This window comes from Tabrizicola sp. (genome assembly GCF_041919135.1).
In the GTDB taxonomy this organism is placed as follows: Bacteria; Pseudomonadota; Alphaproteobacteria; order Rhodobacterales; family Rhodobacteraceae; genus Tabrizicola.
Map to the genome: position 1 here is coordinate 84,092 of NZ_JAYRUJ010000006.1, position 15,545 is coordinate 99,636.

Genomic DNA, 15,545 nt, shown 5'->3' on the forward strand with positions numbered 1-15,545 from the left:
CGCTACAGCGCACCATCCGCCCCCCTCGCCGACCTTCGGCCGCGCACCGCGCCCCGGCCGGGCTTCCCGCGCGCCCCCGCCTCGGCTAGGCTTTCCCCATGCGCCCCGGCCCCAAGAACCTGATCACCGATGTCCCCGGCCTTCGCGTCGGCAATGCCCAGGACGCCGCCCTGCGCTCCGGCGTCACCGTCCTGACCGCCGATCGGCCCTTCACCGCCGCCGTCCATGTCATGGGCGGCGCGCCCGGCACGCGCGAGACCGACCTGCTGGCCCCCGACCGGCTGGTGCAGGAAGTGGACGCGCTCTTCCTCTCCGGCGGCTCGGCCTTCGGGCTCGATGCCGGGACCGGGATCATGGCGGGCCTCCGCGCCCAGGGGCGGGGCTTCCCCGTCGGCCCGGTTCGCGTGCCGATCGTGCCGGGGGCGATCCTCTTCGACCTCCTCAACGGCGGCGACAAGGACTGGGGTGACAGCCCCTATCCCGCGCTCGGCCGTGCCGCGCTGGAGGGTGCAGGACGCGACTTCGCGCTTGGCACCGCGGGCGCGGGCCATGGCGCGATGACCGGCAATCTGAAGGGCGGCCTCGGCTCGGCCTCCTGCGTCCTGCCCTCGGGGATCACGGTCGGCGCGCTGGTCGCGGTGAATGCGCTGGGTCAGGCGACCGTGGGCGAGACCGCCCATTTCTGGGCCGCCCCTTGGGAGGAAGGCGAGGAGTTCGGCGGCCTCGGCCCCGCGCCGATGGTCGCGCAAGAGGCCCCCCTGCCCCGCAAGCGCCTGGGCGAGGCCACGACCATCGCCATCGTCGCCACCGATGCCGCCCTGGGCAAGGCGCAGGCGCACCGCATGGCCGTGGCGGCCCATGACGGCATGGCCCGCGCGCTGGCGCCCGCGCACACGCCGCTGGACGGCGACCTGGTGTTCGGCGTTTCGACCGGCGCGCGGCCATTGTCCGATCCGGTGACAGAGGCGTTCCAGCTCGGCCACGCCGCCGCCACCTGCCTCGCCCGCGCCATCGCAAGGGCGGTGTTTCTGGCCGACCCGATGCCGGGCGACCTGCAACCCAGCTGGCGGTCACGCTTCGGGTCGGGGTCCGGCAAACCCTGAACGCGACATGGACCGATCACCCGGCAAAGGCGGACCCTTGCCCAGCGACCCGATACCCGCCCCGGAAACCGCTCCAGAGACCGGGAACCTGCATGCCGCTGTTGCCCGAAACATTGGCAGGCGCGGGATACCGGCACCTTTCCCTGGCAGGCCGATCACCCTTCCACGAAGGTCAGGAGAACCTGGGGCCGGGCCCCCGCCTGCCGCGCATGCCGCCGCAATTTCCTGAGAAATCCTGAATACCCGCGATCAAGCCATTGAAATCATGGGGGCCGGGGGATGCGTCCACCGTGGACACTACCACCGCTTCAGCGCGTCCTCGTCCGAGTCCTTCGCCGCCACCCAGCTCTCCCCCCCGTCCCGGCTCTCCTTCTTCCAGAACGGGGCGCGGGATTTCAGGTAGTCCATCAGGAACTCCGCCGCCGCGAAGGCATCCCCCCGGTGCGGCGCGGCCGTCGCGACCATCATGATCACCTCCCCCGGCGCCAGCCGCCCGTGCCGGTGGATCACCAGCCCGTCCACCAGCTTCCAGCGGTCCACCGCCTCGGCCAGGATCGCCTGGATCGCCTTCCCGGTCATACCGGGATAGTGCTCGATCTCCATGCCCGTCAGCCCGCCGTCCGGCCGCACGATGCCGGTGAAGCTGACCACCGCCCCCGCCCCCGCGGCCCCGGCGGTGAAGGAGGCGACCTCGGCCCCCGGATCGAACGGCCCGGCCTGGACGGAAACGCGCATCTCAGCCCCCGGTCATCGGCGGGAAGAAGGCAACCTCCCGCACCCCGGCGAGGGGAGCATCGAAATCGGCCAACTCCTGATCCAGCGCCACCCGCAGGGCGGTGATGTCGGCGAAGGCCGCCGCATAGCGTTCCTCCCGCGCGGAGAGTTCCTCGACCAGCCCCGCCACCGTCGCGGCCCCGGTCTCGACCCGTTCGCGCGGCAGGCCGATGCGCTCGCGCACCCAGGCGAAATAGAGAACGTCGATCATTTCACGTCCCGCAGATAGGGCAGCGACTTGGCAAAGTATTCCCAGCCCGTCACCGCCGTCAGCAGGGCCGCCAGCCACAACAGCGCGATCCCCGCCAGATTGGCATATGAGGCGCAGTCCCGGCTGCCGCAAGCCCGGATCGGGTCGGCGGTTCCGGCGATCACGGCCTCGACATACTGGTCGGGGGTCATGCCCTGCATCGCAACGCCGTTCAGATATTCCAGCCCCGTGCCCAGGAACAGCACCGCGATCGCCAGCATCTGCGCCGTGGTCTTCCACTTGGCCAGCCTGGTCACCTTCAGCAGCCCGGACTTCGCCCCCATGAACTCACGCAGGCCCGAGACGAAGACCTCGCGGAAGAGGATGACCGTCGCGGGCAGGATCAGCCAGGGGTTCATCCCGTTGTAGCCGGTGATCACCATGATCGCGATCACCACCATCGCCTTGTCGGCGATCGGGTCCATCAGCGCGCCGAACTTCGACTCCTGCTTCCAGAGCCGGGCGAGGTAGCCGTCGAACCAGTCCGTCAGCGCCGCGCCGACGAACAGCGCCAGCGCGAACCAGTCGGCCCAGGGGCGGTGGAAATACAGGAACATCACCGCCACGCCCGGCGCTGCCAGCAGGCGAAGAACGGTAAGGCTGTTCGGGATATTCCAGGTCATGTGGGAGTGGTAGACCAAGCCCCGAGGCGGCGAAAGGGGTTAGTTGCCTTTCGCCGGTCCCGATCGCCGGTCCGTCCGGTCAGAAATCGAACAGGTCGGACAGGAAGCTCTCGCGCCGCTTCTTCCGATAGCCGTGACGGTGATCGTCGTCGTCATCGTCCTTGTAGCGGCGCCGGTCATCCTCGCGATATTGTCCACGGGGTTCGGGCTGGTAGACCGGCGCGGCATGTTGCGGCGGCGGGGGCGGGGCCACCGGAGCGGGCGCAGGGGCCGAGGCTGCCGCCGCACGCTCGATGATCTTGTCCAGCTCGCCCCGATCCAGCCAGACGCCGCGGCATTTCGGGCAGTAGTCGATCTCGACCCCGCCACGGTCGGCCATCACCAAAGTCTCGTTGTCGACCGGACAGCGCATTTCCTACCTCTCTGCCATGTTCACCCGCCTTAGATGGGGTCGCAAACCGGCCCCGCAAGGGCCGAAATCGCGCTTACGCGAAAGGTCGCAAGGGCAGATGCCGGGGCAAGGCGCGACGACGGCAGGGCGCTTGGCCGCAAAGCTTCCGGCCCGGGGCCGCCTTGCATCCTGCCGGCCGGGACCTCGCGGCCTGGCGGGATGAGTCGCATCGCTGGACCGTTCCGGACCATCGTGAACCATCGGAAACGCGGCGGCCCCGGAACAGGTTCCCGATCCGCCGCCGCGACAGGCGCAACCCCGAAGAATAAGGAAAACCGCGCTTTTAGGCTTGACGGATGCCTGTCCCCGTGGCGCAAGGTGGCCTGAAGCTGCCACAACCCCGAGTCTGCAAAGTGAAACCCAACCTCGCCCGGATCCTCGCGATCCTCGCCTTGCCTTTGCTGGCCGCTTGCGCCGGTGCCCCCACGTCCAAGGAACCGCCCGTCGTGCCCGGCTACGAGGGCGTCCAGGACGGTGAGTTCTTCATCGAGCCGGTTCCGGCGCAATACCTCTATGACGGCAACCGCCGCGAGGAGGTGGGCTACAGCGGAGGCGAGGCTCCGGGAACCGTGGTGGTCGATACCTATTCGCGCAAGCTCTACCTTGTGGGCGAGGGCGGGACGGCGACGCGCTATCCGATCGCGGTCGGGCGTGAAGGCCTGTCCTTCCGCGGCACCGGAGTGGTCGGGCGCAAGGCGGAATGGCCGTCGTGGCAGCCGACCAGGAACATGGTGCGCAGCCGGCCCGATCTTTACGCGGCCTATGCCGGCGGCCTGCCGGGCGGGCTGATGAACCCCTTGGGCGCGCGGGCGCTGTATCTCTATCGCGGCGGGCGCGACACGATGTTCCGCATCCATGGCACCTCGGACGCGGCCTCGGTCGGTCATGCGACCAGCGCGGGCTGCATCCGCCTGTTCAACCAGGACATACTCGACCTTTACAGCAAGGTGCCGCAGGGCGCCCGCGTGAAGGTGCGGACCGAGGCGGAGAGCTTGGCCATCGAAGGCCCGCAGATGACGGATGCCTATGGCCGTGTCGTCCCCGAGACGCCCGAGAACCTGGCGCAGAAGGAAAAGGATCTGGCACGGATCGCCAAGCAGGAGGAAAAGGACCGCATCGCCGCCGAGAAGGCCGAGACGAAGCGCCTTGCCGCCTGCCAGCGCCGCGGGATCGAGCCCGACGACTGCCCCCGCCCCGCCCCCGCCGAGGCGGTGGTGACGGCCGGGACCTCGGACAGCTCTAGGAACGGATGACGTAATCCTTCAGGGTGGTCTCCACGACCTCCCATGTGCCCTCGAAGCCGGGGCGGATGATCAGGCTGTCGCCCGCATGCAGCTGGGTGACGGTCCCGTCGGCCCCGGTCAGGATCGAATAGCCGCTGAGAATGTGGAAATATTCCCACTCGGTATAGCTGACCCGCCATTTGCCGGGGGTCGACTGCCAGAGGCCGCAGTAAAGCCCATCGCTTTCCTCAAGGCTCCAGGTCGAATGGACCGGATCGCCGGAAATCACCTTCTCGGGCGCGGGACGGGAGGTTTCGGGCACGGCGCCGATGCGGTTGACGCGCTGGAACAGGGTCATTGGTCTCTCCTTTGCGCGCATTCAGGACAACCGGCACCGCGCGGTCAAGTCCATGGCGGCCGGTTCGGCGGTGCTGCGCTGCGGCGCAAATCTGTTGCGGTGGCTTTCCGCTTATGCCCATATGGCCAGAGAGCGAACCCGCCTGCGAGGCCCAAGATGAGCGCGACTTCCCCGGTCCGGCCAGTGCTTCCCCCCGATATCCGGGCCCGCAAGGGCGCCACGCCGCTGGTGGTGCTGACGGCCTATTCCACCCCCGTCGCACGACTGGTCGACGCGCATTGCGACGTGGTTCTGGTGGGCGACTCGGTGGGAATGGTGATCCACGGCCTGCCCTCCACGCTGGGGGTGACGCTGGAGATGATGATCCTGCACGGCCGCGCGGTGGTGCGGGGGGCGCAGAAGGCGATGCCGGTGATCGACATGCCCTTCGGCTCTTATGAGGAGGGCCCGCAGCAGGCGTTCCGCAACGCCAGCCGCCTGATGGCCGAGACCGGCGCCCCGGCGGTGAAGCTGGAGGGTGGGCAGCACATGGCCGAGACGATCGCCTTCCTGACCGCACGGGGCGTGCCGGTGATGGCCCATGTCGGGCTGACACCGCAGGCGGTGAACACGCTGGGCGGCTACAAGGTGGTGGGCCGCGAGGAAGAGGCCGCGAAGGTGATGGCCGACGCAAGGGCGGTCGCGGCGGCGGGGGCCTTCTCGGTCGTGCTGGAGAAGGTGCCCGAGGGGCTGGCGGGGCGGATCACCCAGGCGCTCTCGATCCCGACCATCGGCATCGGCGCGGGGGTCCATTGCGACGGGCAGGTGCTGGTGGTGGACGACATGCTGGGCCTCTTCACCGAGTTCCGGCCCAAGTTCGTCAAGCGGTATGCCGAGCTGGGCCGCGCCGCCGACGAAGCCATCGCCGCCTATGCCGCCGAGGTGCGCGCGCGCGCCTTCCCGGCGGCGGAACATTCCTTCCCTGATGCGGTGCCGGTAAAGAAATGATCCTGAAGACGGTGGCCGACCTGCGGGCCATGGCGCGGGACTGGCGGGCGGCGGGCGAGGTGATCGGCGTGGTGCCGACGATGGGGGCGCTGCATGACGGCCACCTCTCGCTGGCGCGGCGGGCGCGGGCGGAATGCGACCGGGTGATCACCACGATCTTCGTGAACCCCAGGCAGTTCAACAACCCGGACGACCTGAAGAAATATCCCCGCACCCTGGAGGCGGATGCCGCGCTTCTGGGGACGATCCCGGTGGACGCCGTCTTTGCCCCCCCGGTCGAGGAGGTCTATCCCGAGGGCTTCATCACCAATGTGACGATGCAGGGCGTGGCGCAGCCGCTGGAGGGCCACATGCGTCCCGGCCATTTCGACGGCGTGGCGACGGTGGTGACGAAACTGTTCGGCATGACGCTGGCCGACCGGGGCTATTTCGGCCAGAAGGACTGGCAGCAGCTGCAGGTCGTCCTGCGGCTGGTGTGCGACCTGAACCTGCCCGTGCAGGTGGTGGGCTGCGAGACGATCCGCGAGGCGGACGGGCTGGCCATGTCCTCGCGCAACGTGCGGCTGACGGCGGCCGGGCGGGCGAAGGCGCCGGTCCTCTATGCGGCGATCAGCCGGGCGGCCGAGGACATCCGCGCGGGCCATGCCGACCGGATGGCGATCCGCGAAGCGGCCGAGGCGATGCGCGAGGCCGGGTTCGAGCGGGTGGAATACATCGAACTCCGCGACGCCGAGACGCTGATGCCCTCGGACGACCCGCGCCGCCCGCGCCGGATGCTGGCGGCGGCCTGGCTGGACGGGGTCCGGCTGATCGACAACATCCCCGTGTAACGCTTGCGTCTCCGGGCCGCGCCTTCCCCGCGTCAGTTGAACTCCTTTTCCAGCGCATCCGCCAGGTCAAACAGGTCGATGGCCGCGCCATAGGTGGCGACATTGTAGATCGGCGCGTTGCGGTCGGTGTTCACCGCGACGATCGTCTCGACATGCTTCATGCCATGCAGGTGCTGCACCGCGCCGGAAATGCCTAGCGCGAGATAGAGCTTGCAGTTGGACGCCACCTTCCCGGACAGGCCCACCTGATGCGCCTTGGGCAACCAGCCGGAATCGGCGATCGGCCGCGAACAGCCGAAGGTCGCCCCAAGTCGTTCGGCAAGGGCGCGGAAGCGTTCGATGTTCTTCTCGTCCTGGATGCCGCGGCCGACCGAAAGGATGAACTCTGCCTTGGTGATGTCGACATCGGCGGGCGGCGGATCGAGGTAGTCCCTGTGCTCCGCCGTCCGTGCGGCAGCCGATTGCAGGTCAAGGGACACAAGGCGCAGCGGCGCATTGCCGGCCGGCGGCGGCTTGGTGCTGCCGCCGCGCAGCATCACGGTGGTCACGCATGCCGCGGAAATGTCCAGTTTCGTCAGCACCTTGTTGCCATAGCCGCCGCGCAGCGCCAGGAGACGCCCGCCATCGGCCTCGATCCCGAAGGCATCGCTGACGAAGCTGCCGCCCAGCCGGACCGCCAGCGCCGGGCCGAAGCCCATGCCGTTCACGCTATGGCCCAGCAGGACCAGCCGCGGCCGGATCTCCAGCGCAAGGCCATAGGCCGCCTCCTCGTAGACCGCCGGGTCGAAATGATCGCCCGCCGCCACGCCCAGCACCTCGTCGACACCCTCCAGCGCCAGTTCCGCATGGTAGCGCGCCGGATCGCCGGCGATCACCGCGACGACCAGCGGTCCGCCCAGCCTGGCCTTCAGGTCGCGCGCCAGGCCGATTGCCTCGCCGGTCTGCGCGCCGAGCGTGCCGCGCAGATGCTCGGCAATGACCAGAATTCCACCCATCTCAGCCTCCCCTCTTCTCGCGGACGATGGCCGCGATGCGCGCGGCGACCTCGGCCGCAGATCCTTCCAGCATCGCCGCCTGGCCGACCGGCGGCCGGTCCATCGCGGCCACCCGGCGGCCCGTCGCCTCGGGACCGAGTTCCTCGACCACGGCCTCGGCCACCGGCTTTGCCCGTGCTTCCTTGATCATCCGCATGGTGGCATAGCGCGGGACATTGGCGCCGGACTGGATCGACAGGACCGCAGGCGCCGGCAGGCTCTGGCCATGGCGCACGCCACCCTCCAGTTCGCGCGTGATGTCGAGCCGGCCCTTGCCGTCCCATTGCATCTCGACCACCACGGCGGCATGCGACCAGCCGAGGATCCCGCCAAGGGCGGCGGCGGTGGCGCCATTGGCAAAGTCGCTGGACTGCACGCCGGTCAGCACCAGATCGGCCTCCTCGCGCAGCGCCACCCCCGCCAGAAGGGCTGCAACCGCGATCGGGTCGGCGGGCGAGGCGGCGTCGGCAGCGACCCGCACGCCGCGATGCGCCCCCTTGGCAAGTGCCTTGCGCAGCGAGGGCTCGGCCTCCTCGGGGCCGATGGTGACGGCGACCACCTCGCCCTCGCCCAGCCGCTCGACCAGTTGCAGCGCCGCCTCGATCGCGGTCTCGTCGAACTCGTTCAGCTGATGGTCCAGATCCTCGGGCAGCACATCGCGCCCGTCGGGCCGGAAGCGGAACTCGTCCCCCAGCTTGCCGACATGCTTGACGGCGACCAGCACGCGAAGACCCGACTTCACCGGGCGCTCGTAGTCGGCAAGCACCGCCGGAGTCACCGGCCTGACCGACCATTCGCCGGCCTCGCCCGGAATGGCGTCAAGCATCACCGGCGCCGGCGCGGCCTCGCCGGGTTCGGCGGCGGGAATCGGGGTCGGCAGGGCGAAGAGCTGGCCCGACTGCGCGGTCAGCGCCTGGATCAGTTCCGGCACCACCCGCGCCGTGACCTTCTCGGCCAGGCTTTCCGCGATGCGGTTCGCCAGTTCCGGCAGGTAATTCGCCGGGATCGCCCGCAGTTCGACCGCCTCGGCGACCAGTTCGGCGATGTCGGCGACGAGGAAATCAGCCTCGTGGCCGCTGGCCTTTCGTGCATCCTCGAACATCGTCAGATCCTTCGGGCAGCAGGTTACGAATATGTCGATATTCCCCAGCGACGCCGCCTCGTGCATCCGGCTGTGGGAGGGTTTTTCGACGCCCGGCGGGTCGGGCGTCCAGATCCGCCCGCCGCCAGCGCCGCAGCAGAAGGAATTATCGCCCGAGCGGGGCATCTCGACCAGCTCGCAGCCGATGGCGCGCAGAACCCGTCGCGGCGCATCGTATTCCTTGTTCAGCCGCCCCAGATGGCAGGGGTCGTGATAGGTCACGCGCTTGTTCAGCGGCCTGGTCACCTTCAGCCGCCCGCTTTCCAGCCAGTCCGCCAGCACGTTGGTATAGTGCAGCACCTTCCGGCCCTGGACTGCCTTGCCATATTCGTTGCGCAGGGTGTTCAGCGAATGCGGATCGGTGGTGACGATCCAGTCGAACCGCGATTGGGCCATCTGCCCGCCGTTATGCGCCGACAGCGCCTCGAACAGGCCCTCCTCGCCCACGCGGCGAAGGTCGTTGCCGGCGGTGCGCTCGCCGTCGAACAGGATGCCGAAGTCAAGGCCACCCGCGTTGAACAGCCGCGCGACAAGACGCGAGATCGTCTGCGAGCGCGGGTCGAACGAGGCGAAGTCGCCGACGAACCACAGGGCCTCGACCGGCTCCTTGCGGGCGTCCTTGACCGGGAATTCCAGGTCGCGCGTCCAGGCGCCCCGCTTGCGCGCAGGCTCGCCGAAGCTGTTGCCGACATTGGCCACCGTCTCCAGCACGCCGCGCAGGGTCGGGTCCATCTCGCCCTTGTCGACCAGCGCGCGGCGCATCTTGACGATCTTCACCGGCTGCTCGATCCCGACGGGGCAGATCTCGGCGCAGGCGCCGCAGCTGAGGCAGGACCAAAGCGTTTCCGGCGCGATCACGCTGTGCGGATCGGCGGCGCCGTCGCCCGACTGCGCCAGCAGCCGCAGGTCAAGGATCAGGTCGCGCGGGCTGAGCGGATAGTTGCTGTTGCGCGCCGGACAGACATCGTGGCAGCGGCCGCATTTGGTGCAGGCGTCCAGATGCAGAAGGTCGCGCCAGGAGAAATCGTCCATCCGGGTGACGCCGGCCGGCTCGTCCTCGGCCACCTCGGGCAGACGGGCGACGCTGCGGCTGTCACGCACGGCAAGCGAGCCGAACGCGGCGACCATGTGCTTGCCCTTGGTCCAGGCGACGCCGGCGACGAAGGACAGGGCAAGGGTGCCGTGGATCCACCAGTTGACGCGACGCAGCGTCGCGGCCCCCTCGGCCTCCAGGCCAAGCCCCGAGAGCAGGCGCCCCAGCGCCGCGCCCACCGGCGACAGGTCGGACAGCGGCGGCCGGTCGATGACCAGGCGGACCGCCTCTTGCACGAAGCCGGACAGTGCGATCAGAAGCAGGGTGACGAGGAATACCCAGTCCTCGATCTTCCAGGCGGCGGCCCGGGGCAAGGGTGCGGTGTCGCCGCGATAGCGGCGCACGTAATCGAGCTTGGCCAGCCCGAACCAGGCCCGGCGCGCGATCATCATCACCAGGCCGGCGACCAGCATCACGCCGGCGATGTCCATCGCCAGGCTGAAGCCAAGGTAGAACCAGCCCTTCCAGAAGGTCAGTCCGGTGAGAGGCTCGACGATATCGTATTCCAGCGTGATCGTCGCGGTGCCGACGAAGAGAACCGCGAAGCCGAAGAAGATCAGCCGGTGCGCCGCCCCGGCATAGGGGTCGCGACGGCTGAGCGTGCGATGGGTCGCGACGTCGTCGACCATCCGGCGCAATCCGGCCCGCCAGTCGATCGGCACGCCGGCCGGCCGGGCGCGGCGATAGCGCAGGATATGCCGCGCCAGTCCGACGACGAAAGCCGCCATGGCCGCGATCGCGATCAGGTAGAACATCCCGAAGGCAAAGGGGGTGAATTGCGAGAACAGTTCGCGTGTCTGCATCTTGCTGGCTCCGCAGGGTCGCGGCGCCCCCATGCGCGGGGGCGCCGCAGGTGCCGGTCAGGTGGCCGGTTCGACGGCCGGGCGGCTGTCGCCGAGGGCGGGAACGGTCTCGGCCCCCCAGAGCTGCCGCTCGCGGATCCAGGGCAGCGGGTACTGCGGATGCGGGCTGTCGAACTCGCGTCCCAGGCGGTGGCCATCGAACACGGCATCGGAAATCTGCCGCGGCGCGTTGCAGTCGCCGACCTTGTAGACGCCCTGCAGCCCGTTCGCCTCCCATTCGCCGCGGCGCTGCTTCAACTCGGCAAAGAGTTCGTGGTTCGGCACCCGCGAGGTGACGAGGATCACGGCATCCACATCCAGCACGGTGACGGCGGTGCTTTCGTGGCGCGGCATCCTGCCCACTTCCGGGTCGATCAGGGCCGAGCCGTGGCGGTAGAGGTAGAACAGGGTCAGCTTGCCGTCCTGGAAGGATTCGACCCAGTGGTTGCGCAGGATGTCGACGCCCTTCTCGTGCAGCATCCGCTTGTTGTTCTGCACTTCCATGGTGAACTGGCTGTATTCGGCCGGGTCCGACATGTTGGTCACAAGCGTCACCTTCTTGCCCAGATCGGCGGCAAGCTCGGCCATGCTGACGCCGGTGAAATGGCCGTCGCCGTCCAGCACCACCACCCGCTCGCCGGGGATCGGCTTGCCCGCCAGGATCTGCTCGGGCGTCAGGCAGTTCGGCAGCGAGGCATCGCAGCCCGGCAGCGTGCCGTGGCCCTCGGCGCCAAGGCCGTCGGTCGCCCAATGCGAGCCGGTGGCGATCACCACCTTGTCCGCGCCATAGGCAAGGATGTCGTCCGCCGTCATCTTGCCGACGCCCAGATGGACCTCGACATTCTTCATCTTGGACAGCTGAAGCTGGCGGTAGGTCGTCACCCGGCCCCATTCGTTCATGCGGGGATAGCGGATGACGTTGCGCAGATGCCCGCCAAGCTCGGCCTCGGCCTCGCGCAGGTGGACGTCATAGCCGCGCTCGCCCAGCACGCGGGCGCATTCCATCCCGGCCGGGCCGCCGCCGACCACCAGGACCGAGCAGGGATCCTTCGCCTTGGAAAAACGCTCCGGGTGCCAGCCGCGGCGATATTCTTCCATCGCGGTGGCGTTCTGGGTGCAGTTGAGCAAGCCGGACTGGTTGAACTTGGAAACGCACTGGTTGCAGCCGATGCATTCGCGGATGTCCTCGGGCCGGCCATCCTCGATCTTCTTCGGCAGGAAGGGATCGGCGATCGACGGCCGGGCGGCACCGATGATATCGGCGATGCCGGCGCGGATGACCGCCACCATGTCGTCGGGGCTGGTGTAGCGGCCGTTGACCACGACGGGGGTAGAGCCGACGACGCTCTTGGCTTCCTTGACGAAGGGCAGCATCCAGCCCGACTTGCGGAAGCGCGAGGTGCCGGCATCCTCGCCCCATTCCTCATAGTCGCCGATCTTGACCGCCCAGAGGTCGCAGACCCCCTCCTTGTGCATCAGTTCGACAAAGCGGATGCCTTCGTCCTTTGCTTCCAGCCCGTGCGGGCCCTGCAAGGTGTCGATCTCGTAGCGGGTGGTGATGGCGCTGGTGTCGCCGCAGGCCTTCTTCAGCGCGGTCATGGTCTCGATGTAGACGCGGGCGCGGTTCTCCAGCGATCCGCCATATTTGTCGGTGCGCTTGTTGTAGCGCCGTTCAAGGAACTGCACCGGGAAGGTGCTGTCGCCGGCCGTGACTTCCAGAAGATCAAAGCCTGCATCCTGCGCCCGCTTGGCGGCAAGGACATACATGTTGATGACGGCCTTGATGTCATCCTCATCGCATTCGGACGCATACAGGGTGCGCGCCGGCAGCAGGTTCGACGGCAGGCACGAGGCCGAGCGCGACACTTCGCGCGATTCCAGCCGCGGCGAATGGATGCCGCCGTACCAGAGCTGGACCCCGGACAGGCCGCCGTGCTTGTGGATTTCGTCGCACATCGGCCGCAGGTTGCGCACGTCGCCCTCGTCCCAGAGACGGGCGGACGTATAGGGGAACTCGTCCGATTCAGGATGGATCGAGCAGAATTCGGTGAAGACGACGCCCCAGCCGCCCTCGGCCTTGGTGCCGCGGAACATCGCCTGGGTGCCGGGTCGCTCCGAGCCGACACCGGCGCAATGCGAGGTCTGGAAGAACCTGTTCGGCGATACTTTCGGGCCGATCTTCACCTTGTCGAACAGGATGTCATACTTTGGATCACGCGCCATTAACTTGCCTCCTCCGTCATGGGCCTTTGCCATCGTCCGGATGCAGAAGCAAACCCTGTGCCAAATCCGTTTAGTCTAGCATTTTCAATGCTTTGACTTAATTCTGAAGGATCGGCGCGCGGCCTTGCACGCCGTTTTGCTTCATATTCGCATCGGCATGATGCCAAATGTCAGCAACACCGACAGCGCACGGGGTTCGCCCCCTATTCCTGCAGCTTCCGCAGCAGAGAGGCGATGTCGATGCCCAGCGCGCGGGCCGCCTGGCGCTTTGACGGCGCGGCCCTGAGCGCCTCGTCGATGAGACGGCGCTCATATGCCCTGACGCGCTGCTTCAGCGGATGGCCCTCCATCGCCTCCTCCTCCGCCTCGCCGGGCGGGGCCGAAAGCTGGTCGCCCCCGCCGCCGCCCTGCATCTGGGGCGGCAGATGCTCGACTCCGGCAACCTCGTCGGCCAGAAGGTCGAGACGGCCGATGATCCCGATCAACTCGCGCATGTTGCCTGGATAGCTGTGCTCGACCATCCGGCGGCGGCAGTCCGCCGACAGGACCAGCCGCCGCGCGCGCGTGAGGTTGAGGTTGGCGATCATCGTGTCGATCAGTCCCGGCAGTTCGTCCCGGTATTCCCTAAGCGGGGGGACCGTCAGCGGGATCATCGCGATGCGGAAATAGAGATCCTCGCGGAAGGTGCGCTTGCGGACATCCTCGGCCAGGTCGCGATTGGTCGCACAGACGACGAAGACGTCCACCGATTTCTGGCGCACGCCCCCGACCGGCTGGATGCAGCCATCCTCAAGGAATTTCAGCAGCTTGGCCTGCTGCGACGGCGGCATGTCACCGATCTCGTCCAGAAACAGCGTGCCGCCGCTGGCCGCCTCGATAAAGCCCGGCTTGCCGCTTGCCAGCGCCCCGGTGAAGGCGCCGCGCTCATAGCCGAACATCTCGGCCTCGAACAGGCTCTCGCTGATGCTGGAACAGTTGACATGGACGAACGGCTGGTCGGCGCCGATGGCCTGGCGGTGCATCTGTATCACGAGCGTGGTCTTGCCGACCCCGGTTTCGCCCAGAAGCAGGATGCGGCGGCGGGACTGGAAGGCGCGCACGCCGAACTCGATCAGCGGCTCCAGCCGGCGCTGGTAAAGCGGCAGGGAATCGTTGCGCAGCAGCCGCTGCGTCGCATCCGGCTTCGCCCGGACCCCGGCTGCCGCCGGCGGCTGGAACAGCGCCACGCGCAGCGAGGGCAGGCCGGACCTTGCCAGCACATGCAGCGACGCGGCGATCTCGCCGGGTTCGTCGCGCCAGCGCAGCATCACGCTGCGATGGCCCACGGCATTGCCGGCAAGCAGCGGCTTCAGCCCAAGCCGGCTTCGGGCCGACAGGGCCTCGGCCGAATAGCCGCAGGCGATCGACCGATGCAGGCCGGTCGCCTTTTCGGCCGCCTTGTTCAGGGCGACGACGTTCTTCTCCTCGTCGAAGACGATCACCGCCTCGTTCAGCACGTCGCAGAACTGCCTGAATCCCTCGTCGTGGCACAATTCCAGCAGCACGGCGGGATCAATGCCGCCGGGGTTGGCATCCAGGCGGAACGGCGCGATCTTGCCGCGATTCATGGCGCCGCACCCGTGCCGCCATCCAGTTGCCGCGCCGTGACGGCCAGGCAGGCGGCGCGGCCGGCGATGGCGCCCGGTCCGGTGGCATCCTGCCAGCGGCAGCTGACAAGATGGTGCTGCGCCGGGCCCGAGGACAGCGGCATCGGCAGGACGATCTCGCTGCTGCCCCCCGTTCCCGCGGATCGGAACGCCATGCGGGCCGCGATATGGGCCAGCGTGCCGAACGCCTGCCGCCAGGCGATGTTCTCGGTGATCACCGAGCCGTCGGACCGCATCAGGCAGGCCGGAAGCGGCTGAAGCTCGAACGCCAGCGCGGCGGACTCGACCCGCTCGCTTTGCGAGCCAAGCTGGCCCGGCTTCACCTCGCGCAGCGTTCCCCACAACCGATACAGCCTGCCGTCGGCGATATGGGCGCGCACGTCGTTCTCCATCAGCACCGGAGTGCCGTCGCCGCGAACATCCTCGGAGATTGCGCCGTCGATGTGGAAATTGCTGGCGATGACCTCGCGAATGAAGGCTTCATTGATGGCGTTCCGCGGCCAGTGAAGCCGCACATCATGGCCGTTCAGGTCGCTTTCGTCGTTCAGCCCATAGGCGCGCGCCATGGCGGTGTTGCACATGCACCAGACCGCGTGATGCTGGAAGATCTGGTCGACGATCTCGTCCACGCCCAGCCTGACGTTGACCGGCGCGTCGTAGCGGAAGCACCAGATCGCCTGGCGGGCCTTCTGGATCAGCGCCCACATGATTTCGTTGCTGTCGGCAAGCCCGGCGGCCTTGTCATCGCTGTCGGGCTGGCCGGTCGGCCGCTCTGCCTTGCGCCTGCTCATCGGCCACCCCCCGTTGCCGCGTGCTGCGGTATCACACCAGAAACGCTGCAATTGCGCAACAAGCTTTCTCCGGGCGCGCGTCGGGAATCTTCTAATCACCTGAATTCCCGGGAAATCACAGGATGGCACGGTTCTTGCAATGTCATCCTGATCACGCCCGGGGGGAGGGCAGAGGC

13 protein-coding genes and 1 pseudogene are annotated in these 15,545 nt (G+C 68.2%); 4 read left to right on the top strand and 10 right to left on the bottom strand.

Translation table 11 applies throughout. From position 1 onward, the window contains the following. The first annotated feature begins 98 nt into the window (after nucleotides 1-98). Nucleotides 99-1,103 (top strand): P1 family peptidase, encoded by a 1,005-nt coding sequence (locus ACE3UA_RS06630; RefSeq protein ID WP_374643636.1) that lies wholly within the window; start codon nucleotides 99-101, stop codon nucleotides 1,101-1,103. A gap of 297 nt (nucleotides 1,104-1,400) precedes the next feature. Here the strand turns inward: ACE3UA_RS06630 and ACE3UA_RS06635 are convergent, their stop codons facing one another. The 4 genes from ACE3UA_RS06635 to ACE3UA_RS06650 all read right to left on the bottom strand — a co-directional run bounded on the left by ACE3UA_RS06635 (nucleotide 1,401) and on the right by ACE3UA_RS06650 (nucleotide 3,162). Then, a complete protein-coding gene (locus ACE3UA_RS06635) occupies nucleotides 1,401-1,838 on the bottom strand; it encodes a molybdenum cofactor biosynthesis protein MoaE (RefSeq protein WP_374643637.1) in 438 nt (145 codons plus the stop codon). Between the two features lies 1 nt (nucleotide 1,839). Continuing rightward, nucleotides 1,840-2,088, bottom strand: a complete 249-nt coding sequence (moaD, locus tag ACE3UA_RS06640; protein WP_374643638.1) for a molybdopterin converting factor subunit 1 — start codon at nucleotides 2,086-2,088, stop codon at nucleotides 1,840-1,842. Continuing rightward, nucleotides 2,085-2,750 (bottom strand): CDP-diacylglycerol--glycerol-3-phosphate 3-phosphatidyltransferase, encoded by a 666-nt coding sequence (pgsA, locus tag ACE3UA_RS06645; protein ID WP_374643639.1) that lies wholly within the window; start codon nucleotides 2,748-2,750, stop codon nucleotides 2,085-2,087. Before pgsA ends, moaD begins: the two co-directional genes overlap by 4 nt. 79 nt (nucleotides 2,751-2,829) lie before the next feature. Next, the gene (locus ACE3UA_RS06650) at nucleotides 2,830-3,162 is read right to left on the bottom strand and encodes a zf-TFIIB domain-containing protein (RefSeq protein WP_374643640.1); all 333 of its coding nucleotides are present in this window, start codon (nucleotides 3,160-3,162) and stop codon (nucleotides 2,830-2,832) included. Between the two features lie 392 nt (nucleotides 3,163-3,554). Here ACE3UA_RS06650 and ACE3UA_RS06655 point away from each other — a divergent pair. Then, nucleotides 3,555-4,283 (top strand): annotated as a pseudogene (locus tag ACE3UA_RS06655) (L,D-transpeptidase); the annotation flags it as partial. Between the two features lie 157 nt (nucleotides 4,284-4,440). Here ACE3UA_RS06655 and ACE3UA_RS06660 read toward each other — a convergent pair. Beyond that, nucleotides 4,441-4,782, bottom strand: a complete 342-nt coding sequence (locus ACE3UA_RS06660) for a cupin domain-containing protein (protein ID WP_374643641.1) — start codon at nucleotides 4,780-4,782, stop codon at nucleotides 4,441-4,443. A gap of 156 nt (nucleotides 4,783-4,938) precedes the next feature. On the opposite strand from ACE3UA_RS06660, the gene panB reads away from it, so the two are divergent. Continuing rightward, nucleotides 4,939-5,769 (top strand): 3-methyl-2-oxobutanoate hydroxymethyltransferase, encoded by an 831-nt coding sequence (gene panB, locus ACE3UA_RS06665; RefSeq protein WP_374643642.1) that lies wholly within the window; start codon nucleotides 4,939-4,941, stop codon nucleotides 5,767-5,769. Beyond that, nucleotides 5,766-6,599, top strand: a complete 834-nt coding sequence (gene panC, locus ACE3UA_RS06670) for a pantoate--beta-alanine ligase (RefSeq protein ID WP_374643643.1) — start codon at nucleotides 5,766-5,768, stop codon at nucleotides 6,597-6,599. The genes panB and panC overlap by 4 nt, the downstream gene beginning before the upstream one ends. A 32-nt stretch (nucleotides 6,600-6,631) precedes the next feature. On the opposite strand, the gene ACE3UA_RS06675 is transcribed toward panC, so the two are convergent. The 5 genes from ACE3UA_RS06675 to ACE3UA_RS06695 form a co-directional block, all read right to left on the bottom strand. Then, nucleotides 6,632-7,594 carry an electron transfer flavoprotein subunit alpha/FixB family protein gene (locus ACE3UA_RS06675; protein ID WP_374643644.1) on the bottom strand — a complete coding sequence of 321 codons (963 nt, stop codon included), beginning with the start codon at nucleotides 7,592-7,594 and terminating at the stop codon, nucleotides 6,632-6,634. 1 nt (nucleotide 7,595) lies between these two features. Continuing rightward, a complete protein-coding gene (locus ACE3UA_RS06680) occupies nucleotides 7,596-10,670 on the bottom strand; it encodes a heterodisulfide reductase-related iron-sulfur binding cluster (RefSeq protein WP_374643645.1) in 3,075 nt (1,024 codons plus the stop codon). A gap of 57 nt (nucleotides 10,671-10,727) precedes the next feature. After that, entirely contained in the window at nucleotides 10,728-12,932 is a 2,205-nt protein-coding gene (locus ACE3UA_RS06685; RefSeq protein ID WP_374643646.1) for an FAD-dependent oxidoreductase, read from the bottom strand. Nucleotides 12,933-13,135: 203 nt separating this feature from the next. Beyond that, nucleotides 13,136-14,539, bottom strand: a complete 1,404-nt coding sequence (locus ACE3UA_RS06690) for a sigma 54-interacting transcriptional regulator (RefSeq protein ID WP_374643647.1) — start codon at nucleotides 14,537-14,539, stop codon at nucleotides 13,136-13,138. Further along, nucleotides 14,536-15,369 (bottom strand): hypothetical protein, encoded by an 834-nt coding sequence (locus ACE3UA_RS06695; RefSeq protein WP_374643648.1) that lies wholly within the window; start codon nucleotides 15,367-15,369, stop codon nucleotides 14,536-14,538. Before ACE3UA_RS06695 ends, ACE3UA_RS06690 begins: the two co-directional genes overlap by 4 nt. Between the last annotated feature and the right edge of the window lie 176 nt (nucleotides 15,370-15,545).